The sequence below is a fragment of the Bacillus sp. OxB-1 genome (assembly GCF_000829195.1).
Lineage (GTDB): Bacteria > Bacillota > Bacilli > Bacillales_A > Planococcaceae > Sporosarcina.
The window spans coordinates 294860-316657 of record NZ_AP013294.1 but is presented as its reverse complement, the minus strand read 5'-3'; the positions used below and the strand labels follow the sequence as shown (position 1 = coordinate 316657).

Below are 21798 nucleotides of genomic sequence, written 5' to 3'. Positions count from 1 at the left end.
AGCCACCCTTTATACTCTTTAATTCTGGTTTTAATTCTTCCTCTGGAATAAGTAGAGATTGCTGAACAACTTATAATCCCATATAAATAAAGGGTTTGACGCCTTTTTTGTCGAAACAGGTGCATACCGAAAAAATAAAACTCACTAATACACTGCACAGGAGGACATGTCATGTATGAACACAACGCCAAACAAATGATCCTGCCACACGAATTCTTTTTGCCGTTCGGAGGGCACTTGAACCCGGATAACCGTTGGGTTCGCATGGCTTCTGTCATTCCTTGGGCCGACCTGGAGGAAGCGTATCTCGAGTCACTCGGCGACCCCAATCAGGGGAGTAAGGCGTACACCGTGCAGCTTGCACTTGGAGCGCTGATCATCAAGGAACGTCTCCGATTGAGTGATGGAGAAACCGTAGAAGCGATTACTGAAAACCCCTATATGCAATATTTCATCGGGCTTCCCGCTTTTCAGGAAACCCCGCCGTTCCATGCCTCTTCACTGACCCATTTCCGGAAGCGTTTTAACGCGGATCTGGTGAATCAAGTGAACGAATCCATCACAGCGGCACATCGGAAACCGGCGAACCCCAAGGATTCGGATGGTCCGGATGACGATGAGCCGAGGGGCGGGAGCGGAAGCCCGGCAGCGAAACCGGAGGCCCGGCGTCCCGAAGAATCAGCCCCCATCTACAAACAAGGAAAACTACTGATCGATGCCACCTGCGCCCCTTCCGATATTGCGTATCCGACGGATATCGGTCTCTTGAATCAGGCAAGGGAAAAGCTCGAAACGATGATTGATCGGTTGCATGCGAAACGGGGCCATGGGTCCAAAAAACCGCGTACCTACCGCCGGAAAGCCCGGAAGGAATACCTTGCCTTGTCCAAGCAGCGAAAACCCGGCTACGAAAAGATCCAGGCTTGCCTGAAGGGACAGCTTTCCTATGTTCGTCGAGATTTGAAGCACGTGGAAGATCTTGCGAATGAAGTCGGGCTCGACAGGCTGACACGGGCACAGTACAAAGACCTGCTGGTCATCCAGGAGCTGTTCCGTCAGCAAACCATCCTGTTCGAGGGCGATACTCATTCCATCCAGGACCGCGTAGTCAGCATTGCGCAGCCGTATATCCGTCCGATTGTCCGGGGAAAAGCGAAAGCATCCGTCGAATTCGGCGCAAAACTCTCTGTCAGTCTGGTCGATGGGTATGCGTATCTTGAGACGCTGCAATGGGACGCCTACAATGAAGGAACCCTATTGAAAGACGCTATCCTGGCGTACAAGGAACGGTTCGGCCACTATCCGGAAGCCGTCCTGGCGGATACCATCTACAGAACCCGGGACAACCGGAAGTTCTGTCAAGAACTCGGAATTCGGTTGAGCGGTCCGAAACTCGGCAGGCCCGCCAAAGACCAGCATGTACGTGCAGAACAGAAGAAGTTGGAGAAACAGGACCACGGCGAGCGCAACGCCATCGAAGGGAAATTCGGCGAAGGCAAACGCGCATACGGGCTGGGTCTTATTCGAACACGCCTGCAAACCACAAGCGAGACGACGATTGCCCTCCAGCTGGTCATCATGAACCTCGAAAAGATCCTCCGGGATACTTTTTTGTCGTTTTTCCTACATTCAATCGAAAAATCGGAACGTTTATTTTCCAAGAAACTTATCCTTAAGGTAGCTTGATGAGGGTTGTTCAGTAATCCCTAAGTAATGATAAGGTTTTGAATAGTTTGTCATCACCTTTGTTGCTTAACTCTGCTGCTAATTTATTTACATACCAATTAGGTGCTCCTGTCGCAATTAATCATATCGGCACATGTTTCAACAGATTTTTCAAAGCGATAAATAAATACAACTTCAATATATCTTTGTCCATCTTTCGAGTGCGGCTTAATGACTTCTAATTTTTGAAATAGGCACGAGATTTACTGGTGTTCCATACAATTATAAATTGTTATACACAACTTCCAGTGGCTTGATAATATTGTATTGACGTTGAAACAGTTCGTCCTGACGTTGAAATAGTTTGTCAAGAGTTTTCGTTATACTTTGAATGGCATTACCTGTGCCATAGTTTATTCTGGAACTCTACAAGCCCTTGCTTTATCTTTTCAATTTTATTGTCAATTACATCGGCGTATGCGAGCCATAGTGGAAATTCGTACATAAAAGGATTAGATTAGTCATGCCTAGGTCCAGTTTAAAAAATTGGGTATTGCTAGGCCTAGTTTCGTATTGCAAAAAATGTGCTATTGCCGTTTATTATTTTCAGGATAGTATTTAACAACAAGAGTCAAATTGAACAGTTGTTTTTCAGTCTTTTTTCATATCGAGAAACATATACTCAGTAAGAATGACTTTAGAATAGGAGGATCTAAATGACAAACAACAACCTGTTAAGCTTTTATGATCCATATGTTTATCAGACATTAACAACCATTGTTGGTAAAATGGTTACGGTTCAAACCATAAGAGGTAGCGTTCGTGGCTCCTTGAAAAATGTATTGCCAGATCACATTGTTGTCGAATCTGACCAAACTCCCTTTTTTATTCGTACCCAGCAAATTATTTGGGTTTTTCCTGGTTAACAAAGAGGAAGTGGAGGGGAATTAATGTTTAAAAGAATAAATAAATTGGCAATTGAACTTCCTATACCTGCACACGGCGATATGAATGCTGCAGCAGCAGTACAAGAGCTCTTAGGTGGTAAGTTTGGAGAAATGTCCACCTTAAATAATTATATGTTTCAGTCTTTTAACTTCAGAAATAAAAAAAAGCTAAAGCCATTCTATGATTTAGTGGCAAGCATTACAGCAGAAGAATTTGGTCATGTAGAACTTGTTTCTAATACGATTAATTTGTTATCGGTAGGTAATACTTTTCCTGGGAATCCTGATATCACTCCACTTCAAAATGGGAAGGATGCGAGAAACACCCTCCATTTTATTTCCACAGCTCAAACGGCTATACCTGGTGATTCAATGGGTAGACCTTGGACGGGTGATAATGTTTTTAATAGTGGTAATCTCGTTTTAGATTTAACCCATAACTTTTTTCTAGAGATTGGCGCACGTACACATAAAATGAGAGTTTATGAGATGACTGATCACCCAGTTGCTAGAACGATGATTGGGTATTTACTTGTTCGTGGAGGAACACATATCCTCGCCTATGCAAAAGCAATTGAAATAGCAACAGGAGTAGACTTGACGAAAATGCTTCCAGTTCCAAATCTTGATAACTCAAAATTTGATTATGCCAGACCGTTCATAGAAAAAGGCTTAAGCAATGTGCTATTCACATGGAGCGAAACAGAATACAGGGATATCGGAATGATTTGGAAAGGAACAAATCCGGAAAATGGGAAACCGCTTGAAGTGAAAATTGGTACTCCTGAAGGCGGACCAATTCCAGACTTAGAGGAATTACCTGAAGAATTCGCTCCTGGTATTACTAGAGACGATTATGAATTAATCAAAAAACGTCTAATGGAAAATTTATAATGGATTTTTTGTAGGAAAGTAAGCGTCAAATAGTCCCCACCTATTAAAAAAGATGGGGACTGACTTATAATTTATTTATCATGTTAATAAGACAGCGAGTTGGAAGACTATTCGACCAAGGAAGTAACAGATCAATGGCGTTCTCATACTCGCATCTACATTGGGAAGCTTCTCGAAAATGTACATCAAGTATTGATAAGGATTAAGCCCATTTTCTTTGGCTGTTTCTACAATACTATAAGTCACAGCACTAGCCTTCGCTCCTTTCGGAGTGTTTGCAAAAATCCAGTTTTTTCTTCCAATGACAAATGGCTTAATGGATCTCTCACTTCTATTATTATCAATCTCCAGTCTACCATCCTCTAAGAAAGCCTCTAGCTTATCCCATTGATTGCGACAGTATTTGATCGCTTGTCCAAGTGCACTCTTTGGTAACATTTTTGGTGTTTGCGTGCGAAGCCATACTGAAAAAGCACCAAGAAGCGGTCGGCTTTTTTCTAGTCGCACTTGATGACGTTCATCAAAAGATAAATCTTTGATTTCTCGTTCAATCGCAAAGAGTTGGTTACAGAACTGCAGGCCTTCTTTGGCTGTGACATCTTTCGACCGTTGTTGTTCAGGCAAAGCTTTTAGAGCTTCATCGAATTTACGACGAGCATGTGCCTTATTCGAGAACTTAGATAAGGCACACGTGCGCCGGTATTGGCTCAAGGCCGACAGCAAGAATGGCCGAATTGGCGTGGAGTATTGCGACCGCCTTTATCATCTGGAGCGGAAGTTCAGGAATTTGCCTCCGGGCAAACGACGAAAGGCGCGGAACAAGCACTCCAAACCAATTGTCGAGGAATTCCTTCAGTGGGTAGAGCAATCTCCTTTCTATGGGAAAAGTGCGCTTGCGACAGCAGCGGAGTATACACTGAACCGGGCGGAAGGGCTACGGGCATTCCTGAAGGACGGCCGGCTCGAGATCGACAACAATCCCGCTGAGAATGCCATCCGACCGAACGTCATCGGACGTAAAAATTGGTTATTCTCCGTGAGTGAAGCGGGTGCGCAAGCAAACGCCGTCTGTCTATCCCTTGCTGAAACAGCTAAGGTCCATGGGATTGATTTTTACTCCTATCTCCAGAAGCTATTTACCGAACTGCCGAATTTGAACTTCCAGCAGGACCCCGACCTGTTGGACAAATATTTGCCCTGGTCTAAGAACATCCGCCTTTCCTGCGGAAGAAAATAGCCCTGCATTCGTAAAAAACTCGAATGCCAGGGCTATTTGTGCAGCTGTGCGCCTTCAAGGGCGTTTTTATATTACGGGCTTACATAACAGGTAATAGTTTACTCATTTAGTGAAAGTCTACATCAATTTTCTTTTTGTTATCATTTGTTTTCTTTGGCATTCTGACTTCAAGAACACCGTTCTTATAGGTTGCTTTTACTCCCTCATTAGATACAGGGCTTGGCAAGGATACAGTCCTATGAAAGCTACCTGTATAGCGTTCTTTTCTATACATACTTTCTTCTTTAATCTCATTTGTTTTATTGATGGTACCGTTGATGCTTAACATATTATTTTCAATATCAATATTTACATCTTCCTTTTTCTCAAGACCTGGAATATCACATGAAGCAATTACTTCATTTTCAGTTTCATGCACATCAACTCTGATACTACCAAAATTATTGTTTTCCATCCCAAGATCTAGAGGGAAGTCAGAGAAAAAACGGTCAAAATTTCTTCGCATATTTGCTAGTTGTCTAAATGGATCATACGGTGTTAATGACATACAAATCACTCCTTGTTTTTTTATTACATGTATTTTGTTCTTGGAATTAAAAAATATACAAGGAAAGTTATGTGTATAAGAAATTTTATATTGTGAAAAATATTAAAGGTTAAATTTGGATTATAAGGGATATTTATGTGAATTTTTTAAAAAAACAGGCTAAGCAAATTGATGTTGAAAGTATTAAAAAACAATTATCTAACTCTCCTGATTTAGTTAATAGAACCGTAACAGTCGGAAATAAAACAATTGAATGTACTTTTTAAAGATTCTTGTTAACCGTATATCAATAGAAAAAAATATTATTTCTTTCTTAAATAATTCTACATCTGAAGAAATTAATCTAAATTACTTGTTTGAACATTTACCAATTACCGAAGTTAAAGAACTAGTTGAAACAAATGATATTTCAAAGTATATATTGGATGGTTTCACTTTTATTTATTTACCTGAATCAATTTCATAATTCCTCTTTTTAAAAATACAAACAAGAGCAGAATTTGTGGATTGTATTTAAAAAAACAGAAATCATGCTGCTTGAACTTGGCTCAAACTGCGCCGATTCGATCGGCAGCGAGTTTTGAAGCGTTGTAAATAAGCACGTGTAAGTCGAAGTGAACTTTCGCGCGTTTTCCTGTCCGATAGCGGACGTTATTCAATTGAAAGAACTCTTTCAGATAAGCATTAACACGTTCCACAGCGGTCCGGCGATGAAAAAGGATCTTCCATGCTTTGGAAGCACGGGCCGGTGCACTATATCTCCTTAAATCTGTGGTGGTAATATTGGGTTAGGAGGTGTCTATAAATGTCAGATGTAAAATTGTTCACAGCTATTTATATTCCAGAAACACCATTTGTAAATGGGGGATTAAAGCCTAAGAATACAAAGAAAAATAATTTTGATTTGCTGGAAAGCGAAAAAATAGCGGATACTCTTTATCATTTTATTTTTAAAAAGGATGAAATACAAATACACAGCTATTATTATATTGGGGATTTAGAAGATGCCTTGGAAAGATATTTATTTGTGGAGAACAATGATTTATATGATGACTTTGTTTCACAGTTTTGGGGTGGCGGACAAAGGTATTGGGAAAGTGGTATGGATACCTATTTAGATATTTATAGCCCCGAAACCGTACTTGAACAGCTAAATCAAGCATATAAGAATCGTTTTTATGAAGAGGATGAACCGACCCCTTTGTGCCATATATTTGGACAACAGATGTGGCATAGTAATGCCTATCTTATTGCCAATCGAACAGCTTTAATGGAACTTAAAGAAGCGATTGATGTTGCATTAAAGCATAAAGAAATAAGGTTAGGGTTATCCCCTTCAGATGGTGAGGGTTACGATTTATTTATTAAATGTGTTGAGGATGATTTTGAATGGGAAGAGTTGGAAATGCCATATCACGATAGAGATTGTTATGTACCTGATGAAACGGTAGGGATTCCACCACACAAGGCATTTAAGCAGTATAAACGTCATTTGCGTTAAAAACTTTATCTGATTAAAGGGAGAGATTAGATTGAAACGGGAAAAGTGTCCTTGTTGTGGTTTTCCAACAATTGAAGAACGGGGAATATTTGATATATGTGAACTTTGTTATTGGGAAGACGATGGACAAGACGACCCAAATGCGAATGAAGTATGGGGAGGTCCAAATGGCAATTATTCTCTTACAGAAGCGAGAAAGAATTTTAAAGAACACCTCATTATGTACCGAGATAGGAGAAATATAGAAAAATAAACCGATAAAGAAGTTGAATTAAAAAAATCTTTAATAAGTATGTTTGTTGAATTAGACAAGTGCAAACCTGATTCGTCAGAATATGAGGCACTTTGGAGGAAGATAAAGTCATACGAAAATATTTTAATGGAGATTTCTTATGAAACATACGGTTAGCAATTTGATTAATAAAAAGTGGGTGTCATGTTGGAAAATATGATGGATTTAGTATCTTTACTAAGAATGAAAAAAGTGAAAGTAAGAGAAATACCTAAATGGGGAGTGTATTTGAGAAAGCAGTGGGAAGATAGTTTTGTAAACCATCTGAATGATAAGGAAAAGAAGTCTATTTTTCTCCATGACTATGGCTACCTCTGGCATGTGTTTAGTTATGAAAGAAGGAAATACTTAAAAGAACAAGAAGCTGATACAGCATTTAACAAAGAACAAAAACAGTTTTGTTATGTTTTTTATCAGCATTTGGATGATGTTTATATACTTGAAAATGCTTCTTATTTAACAGCCGAGGACTTTGTAAATGAAGAAGATGTTTACGTAGTAGATAAAGAATTTAATTGGACTTACGTAAGAACGCATGAAACAGGCTGGTGCGGTCCGTATTTCAGTCGAAAAGACAAAACAAACTAAAGCTATATGGATTGGTTAGCAGTCAATCGTGATGACATTGATAGTTAAAATTGACGGATATTATCACCAAATTCTAATTAAAGGGAAAAGGTGTTCAAAAAAGGAACTTATGAAAAGGTATATAAATGCCAAAGCTCTTACTTCAGATATTTTAGACCTTCCAGCTTTATTTTGCCGAATTAACAGCTTTGACCAACTTGCCTATAATGAAGACATAGAGGTTGATTATGTAATTGATACCGACACCGATAGAATATATAAACCGTCTTATTAAGTGGGCAACTCTGCTCACTTTGATGATAGAGGAGAGGAAATAGCTTGAAGGTTATATTTTCGATATTAACAATTTTATGTATGGCAATCGCTTTAATAGGATGCCAATTACAACAAGGAGAAACAATGGTTCTTTTAGATGAAAAAATATCAGAAATTAAAATTTCAGAGTCGAATGGAACAGGAGAAATGAATGAGGAGATTATTTTATCAATCAAAGAAGAGGAATCATTAGATGTTTTTGAAAAGGCGATTACGACTTCTGTCAAACAACCAGGGGAGGTTAAGATATCTGAACCTGATTACGATGTAATGGTGGAATACGAGGCAGAAGAAGGGGGACTGCCTACACATGGAATTCATTTATGGTTAGGAAAGGAAAATGAGAAGAGTACGTTTATGTATATTACCGATGATTCGATTTATCTTACATCCCCTCAAATGACAAAGGAGTTAAGAAGGTTGATACTATCGAAATGATTATCACTTAACGTAACAGGAAATAATGTGGAAGATACGGAGAAAAGAAAATGGATTTGAATGATATTGAAAGACAACTGGTACTGATAAAAATTCAGAAATGAAAACGTAGGAATAGCAAGGGTTTGAGAAAAGTGGTGTAGCAATACAATAATATTTCTGAACAGCGCGAATGAAATCTATGTTGCCATAACACTCATCCCATATTGAATCGGTGGCTGGATTGGAATAGAACAATGACAGTTGGGGATATGCTTGTCACAAGACAAAATGAGGAGGCCGACATGAGTAATAAGGAGTTATCACCAGAACAACGTGAAGAATTACTCAAAACATTGCAAGCCCGTTTTGCAGAAAACATGAACCGCCATGATGGTCTCGAATGGACGAATGTCCAAGTGAAGCTGGAAGCGGCTCCTGATAAATTATGGTCGCTTCAAGAAATGGAAACGACCGGTGGTGAGCCGGATGTTGTTGGCTATGAAGACAAGACGGACGAGTATATTTTTTATGATTGTTCAACGGAAAGTCCGAAAGGTCGGAGAAGTGTTTGTTATGACCGGGAGGCGTTGGAGTCGAGAAAGAAACATAAACCGGAAAACAGCGCTATGGACATGGCTGCTGCCATGGGGATTGAGTTGTTAACAGAAGAACAATACCGTGAACTGCAGAAGCTTGGAAAATTTGATATGAAAACATCAAGTTGGGTACAGACGCCCGCTGCCATCAGACATCTCGGCGGCGCCCTTTTCTGTGATCGGCGTTATGAGTATGTCTTCTTGTACCATAATGGGGCAGACTCCTACTATGCTGCCCGGGGCTTCCGCGGCTCGCTCCGAGTTTGAAATTGCACGGTTGGCGTGTTAGTCAAAAGCAAGTAAAAAGATCAACGCACAGGGTGATGGTTCTCTGTACGTTGATTTATTTATTAATTGCATATTTTCCAAGCCCTCATACAGTGCCTTGAAAATATGGTAATCCTATATAAGTTGAATTTACTATTACCTATTAACTTAGTTGATGAGTAATCGAGTCCATATCCCGCTTGTAAAAGTACTCTTGGAGGAATGCAACCATGCCGAACACAGCGATTGATAATCTAGACCAAGAAATCAATCCATTTGCTGTATGGCTGATTGCAAAAGTGCAACCCTTTGCAACGGATCTTCGGAGAATCATTGCGTCCTTAAAAATCAAATCGGACATCGAGCGGCAGCTAAAATCGGGATAACGGAATCACTGATCAATATTATAAAGCTGGAGCAAATGAATGAGATTTCGCTTAAAATGCTGAAAATGGCAGTGTCTGCGTTTATCGATGGAAATATAACACTCACCAAGGAAGTAGCGGAATTGGACGACCAAGTCGACAATCACTATACCGAAACATATAAAAACATCACTGAATATTTACGGGAACATCCAGAAGAAACGGCACAGCTCGTCCAATTATTATTCATCAATCGTTATCTGGAACGAACTGCCGACCACATTACAAATATTGCTGAAAGCGCAGCGTATTTGATAAAAGGTCAGATCTATGATTTGAACCAATAAAATTACCTGGAACCTTAAATTTTCACTTTTTACCCACTTTCCCGTCAATATTTTCACCGTGTCATCATCTACTACAGAGATAGAGAAATCTTTACGGTAGGGGTGATTAGCGTTGGCGAAAAGAAATCGAGGAAAAATCTTAAATAAGCTACCTTCCAATGCGCGGGGAAGCTGCCCGTTATGTGAACGAAAAAGGATAAAGTTATTGTATCCCGTTAAAGTTGAACCGACAAAAATCGTGAAGGTCTGCAAAAATTGCAGAAATAAATGATATCCCCCACTTTATGCTATCCTACATCGCTTTTCTCAAGCGGTGTTTTTTGCATATAAATCGACAAATGAATTACAGCCGGAACTCGAAGTGAATATGCTATAATCAGATTGAATAACTAAACAATCAGGGAGGGAGTCCGAACGATGCTTGTTTCAGAGGCGATCAGGCAAAGAAGAGAGATCACGAAATATCAAGCGAAGGAAATACCTAACAATGTTTTAGAGGAAATTATTGAGTCTGCTTATTTGTCCCCAACCGGCAATAACCTGCCTTCGAGGGAATTCATTGTTGTTCAGAAAAGGGAGATGCTGGACCATTTGGCGAAGACGACGCCATTTGTTCCATGGTTAACGGAGACAACCGCGGCTATCGTGATAACCGGGCGCCCGGATGTCAGTAAGTATTGGTTGCAAGACGCATCCATCGCTTGCGGGTTTATTTGGCTAAGTGCCGTGGAACAGGGATTAGGTGCGGCATTCGGAGCGGTGTATCATTCGGAAGATGAGCTGGAGTCTGAACGTCGGGAAAGCCATGTGCGGGATGCGTTGCATCTCCCGGGTGATCGTCGTGTCGTGGCCATCATCGGTCTTGGCTATCCTGCTGAAATCCCTGCGCCGAAAAAACATGTGGCTAAGGAAGCCATCGTCTTCTATGAAAACTTTCAAAAATGACAGCTGAAAAAGTCCTCGATTCAGAAATATGAATCGGGGACTTTTTTCAGAAGGCCATTATAAGCAGTAAAGGAATATTAATACATATATGCTATCATTAACATCATAAAGTTGAGACGAGGAGGCGCCGTGTATGCTAATCGGTTTAATGCAAGGGTTGGGAATACTTTATTACTGGACGTGGATGATTTGGCCGTTTGTGTTCGTTTTTTCGTTGGTCCATGCAATCACTTCTTTAGTCAAAGATGAGAGGGCGTCCATGAAACCGGCTTTGGCTGCGTCTGTTTCGCTACTCATGATAGTGGCGGGAATAACTGCGCCGGGTTTTAATTAATCAACAGCTGAATTCAAAATTGAACGAGCCAAAGTGGTTGACAGTGATTGGATGTTCATGGTATATTTATCTCGAATTAAAGATAATTGATTTCGAGGTAAAGGGAAATTAATTATCAGATCGAACTATTAAAAATTATTGGGAGGAATTTATAATGGCAAAATGGACAGTTGACGCATCTCACTCAAGCATTGGTTTTGAAGTGAAACATATGATGGTATCTAAAGTGAAAGGACAGTTCAACTCTTACACGGCGGACGTGGAAGCTGAAGATTTGACGGATTTGACAACGGCGACAATCGCATTTGAGATTGATACAGCAAGCATTGATACAAATAGCGAAGACCGCGACAATCACTTGAAATCAGCAGACTTCTTTGATGCCGAAGCAAATCCGAAGATTGTGTTCAAATCTACCGACATTACGAAAAAAGGCGATGACTATAAAGTAACTGGAGATTTGACTATTAAAGATGTAACGAAACCAGTAACTTTTGAAGTCGAGTACGGCGGTAAAGGGACCAACCCATGGGGGGTGGAAGTGTACGGTTTTGAAGCGGAAGCTAAAATCAACCGTGAAGAATTCGGACTCACTTGGAATGCCGCGCTGGAAACGGGTGGAGTCCTAGTAGGCAAGGACATCAAAATCAAAGTCGAATTGCAATTAAATCCACAAGCTTAATAATCTTGCAAAATTCAAGCGAGTGGGCTGATGACACGATGGGATTAGTCACCAGCCTACGAGCTTTAATTTTAACTATATATCTCGAATTCAAGATAATTGTAAAAACGGAGGAATTGAAAATGAAAGAGTTAAAAGGCCTTCACCATATTACAGCTATAACAAGCAGTGCAGAAAAGATATATGAGTTTTTTACGTATACGTTAGGTTTGCGTTTAGTTAAAAAAACAGTCAACCAAGACGACGTTAAAACCTATCACTTGTATTTCACGGATGATGTCGGCAGTCCAGGAACAGATATGACGTTTTTCGATTTCCCTGGTATCCCTAAAGGGGTGCATGGCACTAATGAAATCTCAAAAACATCTTTTCGGGTTCCGACTAATGCGGCGTTGGAGTATTGGGTGAAACGGTTTGAGAAATACGGAGTGAAACATATAGGCATCCAAGAACAATTTGGGGAAAAGATTTTACCGTTTACCGATTTTGATGACCAACAGTATCAATTGATTTCAGATGAGCAGAACAAAGGGGTCGCTGCCGGCACTCCTTGGCAGAATGGCCCTGTGCCGCTGGAATACGCAATTACAGGATTAGGCCCTGTTTTTGTTCGGACTTCCCATTTCAATTATTTCAAGGAAATGTTGGAAACCGTAATGCTGATGAGGGAAATAGCGCAAGAAGATTCATTCCATTTATTTGAAATGGGAGAGGGAGGCAACGGGGCTCAAGTGATCGTTGAGTACAATACCGTTTTACCGCAGGCGCAACAAGGATTTGGCACGGTTCACCATGCTGCATTCCGGGTGGATGAGCGTGCAGATTTAGAAGCATGGCAACAACGTTTACTCGAATACCAATTACCGAACTCAGGCTATGTCGAGCGTTACTATTTCGGCTCTCTCTATACAAAAGTGGCCCCATCGATCCTTTTTGAATTAGCCACGGATGGTCCTGGGTTTATGGGAGACGAGCCATATGAAACACTTGGAGAAAAATTATCTTTACCGCCTTTCTTTGAAGAAAAGCGAGAAGCCATTGAATCGCTTGTACGACCAATCGATACGGTTCGAAGCAACAAGAAATTCGAAAAAGAGTATTTGTAAGACTTATTCAAACCGAACAACATGTGTATGGCCACATGTTGTTTGGAACCGAATGAAGGTTGATTACATCGTTGTCAAGCTAAGGGGGTTCCCTATGCGCAGGAAGCGCTCTCTGCGACATTCGGTGAATTCTTTATCACGTTTGCGTTGTTCTGCTTTGCCTTTACGACAATCATCGGGAATTTCTTCTACGCGGAATCGAATTTCAAATACTTGGTTCAAAAAGATCCGAGTAAGGTAACACTTACTCTTTTCCGGTTGGCTGCTGCCGTCATCGTCTTCTTTGGCGCACAACTCGAATTCTCGATTGCTTGGGACACTGCGGATGTCTTGATGGGAATCATGGCATTGATCAATATTCCGGTTATTTTGATACTCGGACGGATCGCATTCCGATGCCTCGATGATTATACGAAGCAGAAGAAAGAAGGAAAGAATCCCGTGTTCAAAGTGCAATCCATTGGCTTAAAAGAGAAAACGGACTTTTGGAATTAAACTGAATTTGAGGGATTGGTATGCGTACAGAATGAAATAATGGGGGCTGTCTAGAAAAGTAGATTTTACCGATAAACATGCAAAAAGCAAGGGCTCTGGTCGCTTTCCGCGGGCCAGCCGCCGAGCCTCCTCCGGCTTACAGCCGTGCGGGGTCTCGCCGGCCGGCTTTCCCGCAGGGAGTCTCCCGCCGCCCTTGCTTTTTGCCGATATCTATCCTGGTAAATGAACTTTTCAGACAGCCTCTTCTTACCTCCAGTCAATAGCTTTTTAAGAAATAATTTGTTTGGTGGGATACATTCTCTGTTCGGGAGGGGGTGCACCCCCTCCCGAACAGAGAATGAGCATGCCAAAAAGACCTAACGATTTTTCATTTTTTCGCAAGGTCATTTATGATATAGTGAATTTAATGGATTATGAGTAGTTGGTCGCTACTTCGTAATCATAGGTTTTTCCGTGTGTGATCAGGTGAAAGGCTAACTTCAAGAACTTATTCATACACGCGATACACGCAACTTTATGGGGCTTTCCCTGAGGTTGCGTTTTTAATTTGTCATAATACTCCACAAGATGGTTCTTGATTTTTTTCCGTAAATGACGATTTCCTCGTCGATTAATAATATCTTTCATTTGATGTTTCCCGGATTGCTAGACACGCAAATCAATACCGACATACGCATTTAATTGCTTGTGGGTTTTAAAACGGCGGATGTCCCCTAACTCCCCGATAATTCGAACAGCTGTTGTTTCGCCTATTCCTGGAAAGGACATTAGTACTTGATATTCCACTTTGTCCTCGGATAGGGTGACCATTTGTTTGATGAGCTGCTCTTTCTTTTCCTTTAAATCACTAATTCTACGGGCATAGTCGCGTACCTGCTCACATCGAATATCGTTTCTTGAGATGGCTGGATAGGAAAGCCTAGCTGCCTCCAATAGACATTGTCCTTTTGCTTCCGCTCGCTGTAGTGACAGGTTCTTTTTAGTATTTTGCTTCAAACGATTACGAATGACCGTTCTCGAATGGTCAAGTACTTCTTCGGGATGCGGATATAACTGGACAATATTTAAAAAGAGCGCAGAACGTGTGGAGAACAGGGTTCCCAGTTCAGGAAAACTTAGTTGTAATATCGCATGCATTCGATTATGTAAATGGTTTAGTTCTGCATCCAGCTCGGCATAATAACGTGACCATGCTCGCATTTGTCCATAATAATCATCTTCCACGTAGGTATGAACACGTTCGTTACGGAAATGTGTCCGGGCTAATCCATGGGCATCCGCTTTATCTGTTTTTTGTCGTCTCATTGTCTTGGTTTCTTCATTTGCTTGAATGGGATTTAGACAGCAGTAGGCGTACTGATAATCTTGAAGAAATCTTTCTAACCCTTTTGAATAGACGCCTGTTGCTTCGAAGACAATTTCAGGTGTTTGCCCATCCTGTGCTTTCAGTTCTTGTAAGGTATTGTGGAGCTTTTCAAAAGATGGACGATTATGTAGGATCTCTCCCTCAAATTCACATTGACGATGACGATTGTAAATAACCATCGTACTTTTTCCCATACTGACATCAAATGCCACGACATGTTTAATCATAAACTGTTCTCCTTTATAGCCAATCATAGAAGTCTTCACAGTGCCTTATCGATTCTATTTTCTTATACACGATCTCGAAGGACCCAACATACTAATCTGATTCAAATAAGGGTGTGAAGTGGGCCGGTTTTTAATACGGATTCTTTGTTGATCCACGAGGCTGTTCGGCTTTCCTCCACTTCTACTATAAAAAAATAGTAGCACAAACCATGGCCTTGGTTTGTACTACTAATGTTAGTATGTTTATATTGTTCTTATAGAGGTGGTTAAAGGGAACCGTTGCAATTCTCGCCAAGGCGTGTCAGTTTCTGGGCGGGATCACTCTGCTTTCTCCTGTAACTCCACTTTTGCCATTTTCCCTTCCCCTTCGTCCTCAACCAAGCTGCCAGTCATCTTTCTCCCGTTTTCCCCGTAGGTTGTCAACACGTCCGGGTAGCTGGTTCCAACTATATCCGTCTCGACGGTAATTTCGTAATCGGCCAAAATCTTGATCCGTTCGTTGGTTTCCGGATTTTCAAAGAGGATACGGAAGGAGCCATCCGGATTTACCGTCGCATGGCCGATAAATCCGGAAGTGATATAGTTCGGAATGAGGGCCCGTCCCCGTAGTTTTGTCCCTTCCAGTAAATTGCTTTTTCCCAAAACGTAAATATATTCGTCATCTTTTGTAACGTCGATCGAGTCGATCCGGATTTCGGTTGTTCCATAGTCCTCCGGCTGATTCCACTCGGGCGCTATGATTTCTGCTTCAGTTTGACCTGAATTCTGTGCAATTTCCAAAATCGCGGATGCTTTTTGGTATTGTGTTTCCTGATCGTAATCGGAGAGACGGACGAATGGGCCTTCCAATCGGTCTCCGGTCTCTCCGTAGTGGTCTCGGATATCTTCGTTTTGATTGATCGGTTCAAACTTGATCTCCACGGTCAGATGGCCGTCCACTTTTTCCGGAAGCTCTGTTTCGAATGTGAAGCTGCCATCCGGTTCGACCAGCGCCACTCGATTTCCGCCAATGAGATAGCCTTCCAGCCAATCAATTTGCACATAGAGCTTAGATCCTTCCAAAAGATTGGACTGGCCATCAATCGTAAGTTTCTGCCCTTCCAGCTTGACGTCTCCCGCAAAATCAATATCCATTTCGCCAATATTTTCAGAAACCGCCACGTCCTCCGGTTCATCCTGCACTACCTCTTCTTTTGGAATATCCGGCTCTCTAGATGGAGTCGGCACATCTGCCTCTGCACTCTCTGCCTCTTTAATCTCCTTGTCCTGGTTACAGGCTGCCAACAGAAATAGACTGGCGATTGCCAGCAGACTTATCGTTTTTCTCATCATAGAACAAGGCTCCTCTCGAAATAGAAATCTCTGTTTCCTATACGGGTGTCTTGTTGAAATGTTTCAAATCAACGGTATTCTGGCCGAAAAACGATTCTTTGGACACTGGGGAGTAGGACTATTTGCTAGACTGTTTCTTATGGCAAGGGGAGGCTAACGTTATGATAGAATGAGAAAAACATAAACGAGGAGGGGAAAACGGATGAACATCCATTCGTTTGAAGAGGAGCTGGACAAGAAGATTGTGGATAGAGGGCGCGACTATTTTTGGGAGGGGCGAGCCTTGGACGTGGTTCATGAAGGAGGCGGCCGCTATTCCTGCATAGTGGAGGGGAGCGAAGACTATGAGGTGAATGTGACCCTTGATGAAGATGGTTCCATCCTTTATTCAGATTGTGATTGCCCGTATGATTACGGGCCGATTTGCAAGCATGAAGTGGCGGTATTTTTTGAGTTGGAGGAGACATTCGGCAAGCCGGAAGTGAAGCGACAAACATCCACGGACAAGCAAGTTGAGTTACGGGATGTGCTGATGGGGTTGTCGAAGGAGCAGGTAGTTCAGATCCTAGTGAACTTATCTGAAGAGGATCCCATCCTGAAAAACCGCCTGCTCGCTAACTATTCGAGAGATGGAAAAGCGAACGAATTGGAGAAAAGCGAAGAATGGATCAAGGCCATCATCCGGAAGTACACGAGCAGGGGCAGCTTCATTGCCTATCGGGATGCTAGTGATTTTGTGGATGAACTGTTGGAAGTTCTGGAAAAAGTTGAAAGTACGGAGGATCCTCTTGTCGCATTGGATGTTGCCTTCTTGCTTTTGGGTGAAGCGGTCGATGCCTTTCAATATGTGGACGATTCCGATGGCTCTATCGGAGGTCTTGTCTCTTCCACCATCGAGGCGATTGAAACGGTGGTGGAGGAAACAGACGGTTCGGATGTCCGGTTGGCGGAACAAATGTTGGATAAATTGCTGGAAAAACTGGATAGTCCTGAATTGGTGGAATGGATGGAATATCAGATCGATCTGCTCCATACAGGTTTGCAACTCTTGAATTCGGAAAGGAACAGAAAGAAATTTGAGGACAAAATAGGCGAATTGATGGCGTCGACATCGAGCAAGTATTCACTGGAACAACTTCTTCACCTTAAAGGGGAAATGATTGCGATGTACGGCACGGCTTCGGAGCTTGAAAATTTCGTCGCGGACAATATCGCCTATTCGACATTTCGAAATGCACTGATTGATCGGTATTTGAAGGAAGGAAATTACCGTCAGGTTCTGGAGTTGGCATTTGGGGGAGAGCGACAGGATGCTGAGTATCCGGGATTGGTCACGGGTTGGAAGAAAAAAAGATATCTTGCCTATAAAGGGTTAGCCATGAAAGAAGAGCAGGAAGAGCTGGCGAAAGAGCTATTATTCGATGGGCATTTTGAATATTACACCGAGCTGAAAGAACTTGCTGGCGAGGATGAAAAAATATTGTATCAACTGTTGAAGCGGGAGTTGAAAGGTCAAGACGGCTGGAGAGCCCGCATGGTTTATATTCAAATGATAGAAGAGGAAAACGATTTGCCAGCCATATTGGAGCATGTCCGTGAAAATCCGATGGCCATCGAAAAATACGCGTCGCAGCTTCGGGAAGCGTATGAGGATGAAGTGGTCGACCTCTATCGGGAGTTCATTCATACTAAAGCGAAAGTGGCTACGAATCGAAAAGCGTATCAAGGCGTTTGCGGAAAACTGAAGGAGTTCGGAAACATAGCGGGCCAAAGCCGATATGAGAAACTGTTCCAAGAATTGAAGGAGACCTATCGCAATAAACCTGCTTTCCAGGATGAACTCGGAAAGATTTGAAGAATCCATTCAAAAGTAATTAACATGCACTCCTTGCAAAAAAAGTACTGGGGTATTTATTGTTGTACTCCTCAATTTTGCGCGCTCCATGGAAGTATCTGGTTAACCTGCTTCTTTGTCCATAAGAATGTTACACTAATACAGTCACAAATTTTTAAAAGGAAGTGTTAGTTGTGATTGGACGTAATGATCCGTGCCCTTGTGGCAGTGGAAAGAAATATAAGAAATGTTGTGCATCGAAACAGGCGATCTCGATGGAGGCAGTTCAATCGGAAGAGTTAGAACGCGTATTGCAAGCATTCTATGAAGAATATCCGGAACGAAAAGACATTCCCGAATACTTAAATTTGGCAAATGAATGGAAATCTTCGCTCGGAACGTATTTGCTGGAGGAGATGATCGAAGCCATCGTCTTGGATGAGTTCTTTTTCCACCATCGCCCTGACATTTGGCAAGGATATTTGGCAAAACAACAGAAGAAGTTGGTGCGTCCATCCGTTTTACGCGTACTCGAAGAATGGCAACAGCCACGTGTGTTTATCGGTGAAGTGATAGAAGTGGATGACGCTTATCTCACTGTACATAAGATTGTGGAGGATGAGACCATCCGGTTGCGGCGGGAAAGCGAGAAGCCTGTCCCGGTTGGAGTCTATCTTTATTGTTTCATTTTACCGGAGGGTGTTTCGGACAAGGAAAATCATTATTTGGCCGTGTCGAGCTTAATCTTTTTCCCAACGGATCATACTGCCGCGATCCAAGAGTTTGCGAAGAGATTGGCAACTCAAGACGAGTACACGGCTCCGAAGTACTTGAAGGAACAGGCCATCGAATTTTGGAAACTGCTTGGAGCAGATGGCTATGAGGGCGGGGAGTTCACTAATTTCGAAGCAGGCGTCCTTTTGCATGTCATGGAGTTTCTGGAGAAACACAATCGGGAATCCGAGCAGCTGTTGGAAATTGTAGAGGACTTTTTAGTGGAACAGCAACCGAACGCCCGAAAAGACGTCGCGATTGCCGCAGGGGCCATTCGATTCGGCCAGGAACAGGCGTTTTTTGAACCGTTGACCATGACGTTGAAAGAGATGGCCGAATGGTTCAGCGTTTCCCCTTCCTCGATGAATAAGTATTACAAGGAATTGGGTGAATATCACAAATCCAAACTAAGTTAAACTGTTGGGCATCCTCTGAAGAAAGAAGATGCCCAACAAACCGATTTTGGCAGGATTACTCTTATCCTCAAATATGTCTCCAAGTGTTGTCCATGTTTCTGTCAATAAAAAAATTGAATTTCATTTTTCCCTATGGTTTAATTGAAAGAGGAAAGACCTGCAATAATCAGATTCGAAAGTTTCATCAGCAGAAGGTCTTTGTACATAAAGGAGGGCTATCGGACGGTTTATCTCGATGGTCCTTTTTGTATTGACATGAAAACGGGAGAGGAATTCTTGAGATGAAAAGGATTTTAGCATTGAATAGCTTGAACAAAAAGTTGTTCACCATTTTCTTAGCAGTTGCTTTGATTCCAGTAAGTTTACTTATAGTAGGTATTAATTGGGCAGCGGAGCAGGGCTTCGATAAAATGATGACGGGTCAACAGCAAGATTTGGAGGTCGCGGTTCAAACCCAAGTGACAAAAGTTTCTGATGACTTATTAGCTTTAACTACGATGTACGCCCAACATGATGAGTTGGTTACTGCTTTTGAATCGGGTGAACGCGGTGAACTCCTTCAAGTTGTCAACAACCTCTACCCCCGTCTGCAAGCTGAACATGAATTGAAAGTGTTCGAACTTGGCGACCTATCGGGTACAGTATATTTACGAGCGCATCAAACAGAAAAATTTGGAGATGACAAAAGCGGAATTTCAGCCATTCAATCCGCGTTAGACGGCCAATCGTTTTCCGGATTTGAATTGGGGAACAGCGGACTCTCTGTTCGTGCATTCGCTCCTATTTCAAGAAATAATAAAGTGATTGGAACATTGCAAACAGGGATTGACGATACCTTTCTTCACGAATTACATGACATGTTTCAAGGAGTTGCAATTGATCTCTATAACGATGAGGGCATTATCATGGAGTCATCCAATGAGGAAAATGTAGGGGAATCTATCGAAAACTCCACCATTTTGGACTCGATTGCCAATGGGGAAACTGTCTCTAAAAGCGATGGGAAGAATTTGATCTCCTACATGCCCATGTACGACCCAACAAACCAACATGTCATAGGAATGATCGGGATCGAGCAAGATATGTCGGTCGTACATCATACAAAGGAACAGATTGTTTGGATTGGACTTCTCCTCGCCCTTTCGACGGTAATCATTGTACTTTTCGTTTCCATTTTGTTCAGCAGATCGTTATCCAATCCGATTAAACAAGTTTCCAATTGGATGGGGGATATGGCGTCTGGTAATCTGGCAATAGAAATCAAGGAAAGCAACCGGAACGATGAAATTGGAAGATTGACCGGAGCGATGCAAGTGATGAAAGATACCTTGCATGATACAATTCAACAAGTGGCAAACGCTTCTTTCCATGTTGCTGAGCAGAGTGAAGAGCTATCACAGGCGGCGAATGAAGTGAAGAGCGGCTCTGATCAAATTGCCTTAACGATGCAGGAAATGGCAGAAGGGTCAGAGAAACAGGCAGATCAACTAAGTGAATTAGCGGACACGATGAACAGTTTTTCATCGGAAATGTTCGAGTTAAATGAGAAAGGTGAACAAATTCATCAAACCTCAGTGGAAGTGCGAACCATGACAGATACTGGGAAACAGCTCATGGAATCTTCAGCGAAGCAAATGATGACAATTGATCAGATGGTGCAAGAGGCAGCAAGAAAAATGAATAACCTTGATAACCAGACCCAGGAAATATCCAAGCTCGTTTCTGTCATTCAGGAAGTGGCGGATCAAACGAATCTTCTGGCATTAAATGCTGCGATTGAAGCTTCCAGAGCCGGTGAACATGGAAAAGGATTTGCGGTCGTCGCGGATGAAGTGAGAAAGCTGGCAGAGCAAGTTTCGGTCTCTGTTACGGAAATCACCGGCATTGTAACCGGAATCCAATCTGAATCCGCCGATGTGGCCAAATCATTGGAAAGTGGATATCAGGAAGTGGAGCAAGGAACCCGTGATATTACAAAGACAACGGAAACTTTTAATGGAATCAACGATGAAATTGCTGATATGGGCGACCTGATTAGTGAAATTACCGAAACGTTAGCGGACTTTGCTGCCAATAGTGAGCGGTTGAATCGTTCAATAGAAGAGATTGCATCCATCTCAGAAGAGTCTGCATCCGGGGTCGAAGAGACAGCCGCAACGAGTCAACAATCGAGCAGTTCGATGGAAGAAGTGGCAGTCGGTTCGGACAAGCTCGCTGCTTTAGCGGAAGAGATGAATCGTCAGGTGAGCCGTTTTACGCTGTAACATTCAGTACCCTTTCTTAGGTGCATAAAATGAATGATTAAC

The 21798-nt window shown here is 42.0% G+C and carries 19 protein-coding genes and 5 pseudogenes; 19 read left to right on the top strand and 5 right to left on the bottom strand.

Features of this window, described 5'->3' with window-relative positions; all coding sequences use genetic code 11:
• Nucleotides 1–171: 171 nt before the first annotated feature.
• The 3 genes from OXB_RS01760 to OXB_RS01750 all read left to right on the top strand — a co-directional run bounded on the left by OXB_RS01760 (nt 172) and on the right by OXB_RS01750 (nt 3506).
• Nucleotides 172–1686 carry an IS5 family transposase gene (locus OXB_RS01760; RefSeq protein ID WP_052483823.1) on the top strand — a complete coding sequence of 505 codons (1515 nt, stop codon included), beginning with the start codon at nt 172–174 and terminating at the stop codon, nt 1684–1686.
• Nucleotides 1687–2381: 695 nt separating this feature from the next.
• On the top strand, nt 2382–2591 hold the full coding sequence (locus tag OXB_RS01755; protein ID WP_041071377.1) for a YuzF family protein: 210 nt from the start codon (nt 2382–2384) through the stop codon (nt 2589–2591).
• Nucleotides 2592–2615: 24 nt separating this feature from the next.
• Entirely contained in the window at nt 2616–3506 is an 891-nt protein-coding gene (locus tag OXB_RS01750; protein ID WP_041071374.1) for a manganese catalase family protein, read from the top strand.
• A gap of 64 nt (nt 3507–3570) precedes the next feature.
• Here OXB_RS01750 and tnpC read toward each other — a convergent pair.
• Nucleotides 3571–4169, bottom strand: a pseudogene (tnpC, locus tag OXB_RS01745) (IS66 family transposase); the annotation flags it as partial.
• A gap of 22 nt (nt 4170–4191) precedes the next feature.
• Here tnpC and OXB_RS01740 point away from each other — a divergent pair.
• A pseudogene (locus OXB_RS01740) lies at nt 4192–4743 on the top strand (IS66 family transposase); the annotation flags it as partial.
• Between the two features lie 106 nt (nt 4744–4849).
• Here OXB_RS01740 and OXB_RS01735 read toward each other — a convergent pair.
• Together OXB_RS01735 and OXB_RS18295 are read right to left on the bottom strand one after the other, a co-directional pair.
• The gene (locus tag OXB_RS01735) at nt 4850–5290 is read right to left on the bottom strand and encodes an Hsp20/alpha crystallin family protein (RefSeq protein WP_041071372.1); all 441 of its coding nucleotides are present in this window, start codon (nt 5288–5290) and stop codon (nt 4850–4852) included.
• Nucleotides 5291–5838: 548 nt separating this feature from the next.
• Nucleotides 5839–6066, bottom strand: a pseudogene (locus OXB_RS18295) (transposase); the annotation flags it as partial.
• 29 nt (nt 6067–6095) lie between these two features.
• Here OXB_RS18295 and OXB_RS18290 point away from each other — a divergent pair.
• The 12 genes and pseudogenes from OXB_RS18290 to OXB_RS01675 form a co-directional block, all read left to right on the top strand.
• Nucleotides 6096–6791, top strand: a complete 696-nt coding sequence (locus OXB_RS18290; protein ID WP_052483822.1) for a hypothetical protein — start codon at nt 6096–6098, stop codon at nt 6789–6791.
• Nucleotides 6792–6822: 31 nt separating this feature from the next.
• Nucleotides 6823–7044, top strand: a complete 222-nt coding sequence (locus OXB_RS01725) for a CPCC family cysteine-rich protein (protein WP_197539996.1) — start codon at nt 6823–6825, stop codon at nt 7042–7044.
• Nucleotides 7045–7242: 198 nt separating this feature from the next.
• Nucleotides 7243–7671, top strand: a complete 429-nt coding sequence (locus OXB_RS01720; RefSeq protein WP_041076124.1) for a DUF4275 family protein — start codon at nt 7243–7245, stop codon at nt 7669–7671.
• Nucleotides 7672–7989: 318 nt separating this feature from the next.
• Complete coding sequence (locus OXB_RS01710) at nt 7990–8424, top strand: hypothetical protein (RefSeq protein WP_041071364.1); 435 nt, start codon at nt 7990–7992, stop codon at nt 8422–8424.
• Between the two features lie 284 nt (nt 8425–8708).
• A complete protein-coding gene (locus OXB_RS01705) occupies nt 8709–9269 on the top strand; it encodes a DUF4256 domain-containing protein (RefSeq protein WP_041071361.1) in 561 nt (186 codons plus the stop codon).
• Nucleotides 9270–9499: 230 nt separating this feature from the next.
• The gene (locus OXB_RS18790; RefSeq protein ID WP_158333628.1) at nt 9500–9655 is read left to right on the top strand and encodes a PhoU domain-containing protein; all 156 of its coding nucleotides are present in this window, start codon (nt 9500–9502) and stop codon (nt 9653–9655) included.
• 35 nt (nt 9656–9690) lie between these two features.
• Nucleotides 9691–9981 carry a phosphate signaling complex PhoU family protein gene (locus tag OXB_RS17840; RefSeq protein WP_052483821.1) on the top strand — a complete coding sequence of 97 codons (291 nt, stop codon included), beginning with the start codon at nt 9691–9693 and terminating at the stop codon, nt 9979–9981.
• 417 nt (nt 9982–10398) lie between these two features.
• Nucleotides 10399–10926: a nitroreductase family protein gene (locus OXB_RS01695; RefSeq protein WP_041071358.1), complete on the top strand. Its 528-nt coding sequence runs from the start codon at nt 10399–10401 to the stop codon at nt 10924–10926.
• Nucleotides 10927–11059: 133 nt separating this feature from the next.
• Entirely contained in the window at nt 11060–11260 is a 201-nt protein-coding gene (locus OXB_RS01690; protein WP_041071355.1) for a hypothetical protein, read from the top strand.
• A gap of 154 nt (nt 11261–11414) precedes the next feature.
• Nucleotides 11415–11942: a YceI family protein gene (locus OXB_RS01685; protein WP_041071352.1), complete on the top strand. Its 528-nt coding sequence runs from the start codon at nt 11415–11417 to the stop codon at nt 11940–11942.
• A 122-nt stretch (nt 11943–12064) separates the two neighbouring features.
• A complete protein-coding gene (locus OXB_RS01680; RefSeq protein ID WP_041071349.1) occupies nt 12065–13048 on the top strand; it encodes a ring-cleaving dioxygenase in 984 nt (327 codons plus the stop codon).
• Between the two features lie 90 nt (nt 13049–13138).
• Nucleotides 13139–13543 (top strand): annotated as a pseudogene (locus tag OXB_RS01675) (alanine:cation symporter family protein); the annotation flags it as partial.
• 411 nt (nt 13544–13954) lie between these two features.
• On the opposite strand, the pseudogene OXB_RS01670 reads toward OXB_RS01675, so the two are convergent.
• A pseudogene (locus tag OXB_RS01670) lies at nt 13955–15133 on the bottom strand (IS110 family transposase).
• Between the two features lie 321 nt (nt 15134–15454).
• Nucleotides 15455–16465, bottom strand: a complete 1011-nt coding sequence (locus OXB_RS01665) for a hypothetical protein (RefSeq protein WP_144399631.1) — start codon at nt 16463–16465, stop codon at nt 15455–15457.
• A gap of 205 nt (nt 16466–16670) precedes the next feature.
• Here OXB_RS01665 and OXB_RS01660 point away from each other — a divergent pair, with 205 nt between their 5' ends.
• The 3 genes from OXB_RS01660 (at nt 16671) to OXB_RS01650 (ending at nt 21756) form a co-directional block, all read left to right on the top strand.
• The gene (locus OXB_RS01660) at nt 16671–18323 is read left to right on the top strand and encodes an SWIM zinc finger family protein (RefSeq protein ID WP_041071340.1); all 1653 of its coding nucleotides are present in this window, start codon (nt 16671–16673) and stop codon (nt 18321–18323) included.
• Nucleotides 18324–18496: 173 nt separating this feature from the next.
• The gene (locus OXB_RS01655; RefSeq protein ID WP_041071337.1) at nt 18497–19492 is read left to right on the top strand and encodes a YecA family protein; all 996 of its coding nucleotides are present in this window, start codon (nt 18497–18499) and stop codon (nt 19490–19492) included.
• 281 nt (nt 19493–19773) lie between these two features.
• Nucleotides 19774–21756, top strand: a complete 1983-nt coding sequence (locus tag OXB_RS01650) for a methyl-accepting chemotaxis protein (protein ID WP_231860341.1) — start codon at nt 19774–19776, stop codon at nt 21754–21756.
• Nucleotides 21757–21798: the final 42 nt, after the last annotated feature.

What these genes read in the sequence shown, in the direction of transcription:
- OXB_RS01760 (WP_052483823.1), top strand. Translation starts at nt 172, where the DNA reads ATGTATGAACACAACGCCAAACAAATGATCCTGCCACACGAATTCTTT.
- OXB_RS01755 (WP_041071377.1), top strand. Translation starts at nt 2,382, where the DNA reads ATGACAAACAACAACCTGTTAAGCTTTTATGATCCATATGTTTATCAG.
- OXB_RS01750 (WP_041071374.1), top strand. Translation starts at nt 2,616, where the DNA reads ATGTTTAAAAGAATAAATAAATTGGCAATTGAACTTCCTATACCTGCA.
- OXB_RS01735 (WP_041071372.1), bottom strand. Translation starts at nt 5,290, where the DNA reads ATGTCATTAACACCGTATGATCCATTTAGACAACTAGCAAATATGCGA.
- OXB_RS18290 (WP_052483822.1), top strand. Translation starts at nt 6,096, where the DNA reads ATGTCAGATGTAAAATTGTTCACAGCTATTTATATTCCAGAAACACCA.
- OXB_RS01720 (WP_041076124.1), top strand. Translation starts at nt 7,243, where the DNA reads ATGGATTTAGTATCTTTACTAAGAATGAAAAAAGTGAAAGTAAGAGAA.
- OXB_RS01705 (WP_041071361.1), top strand. Translation starts at nt 8,709, where the DNA reads ATGAGTAATAAGGAGTTATCACCAGAACAACGTGAAGAATTACTCAAA.
- OXB_RS18790 (WP_158333628.1), top strand. Translation starts at nt 9,500, where the DNA reads ATGCCGAACACAGCGATTGATAATCTAGACCAAGAAATCAATCCATTT.
- OXB_RS17840 (WP_052483821.1), top strand. Translation starts at nt 9,691, where the DNA reads ATGAATGAGATTTCGCTTAAAATGCTGAAAATGGCAGTGTCTGCGTTT.
- OXB_RS01695 (WP_041071358.1), top strand. Translation starts at nt 10,399, where the DNA reads ATGCTTGTTTCAGAGGCGATCAGGCAAAGAAGAGAGATCACGAAATAT.
- OXB_RS01690 (WP_041071355.1), top strand. Translation starts at nt 11,060, where the DNA reads ATGCTAATCGGTTTAATGCAAGGGTTGGGAATACTTTATTACTGGACG.
- OXB_RS01685 (WP_041071352.1), top strand. Translation starts at nt 11,415, where the DNA reads ATGGCAAAATGGACAGTTGACGCATCTCACTCAAGCATTGGTTTTGAA.
- OXB_RS01680 (WP_041071349.1), top strand. Translation starts at nt 12,065, where the DNA reads ATGAAAGAGTTAAAAGGCCTTCACCATATTACAGCTATAACAAGCAGT.
- OXB_RS01665 (WP_144399631.1), bottom strand. Translation starts at nt 16,465, where the DNA reads ATGAGAAAAACGATAAGTCTGCTGGCAATCGCCAGTCTATTTCTGTTG.
- OXB_RS01660 (WP_041071340.1), top strand. Translation starts at nt 16,671, where the DNA reads ATGAACATCCATTCGTTTGAAGAGGAGCTGGACAAGAAGATTGTGGAT.
- OXB_RS01650 (WP_231860341.1), top strand. Translation starts at nt 19,774, where the DNA reads ATGAAAAGGATTTTAGCATTGAATAGCTTGAACAAAAAGTTGTTCACC.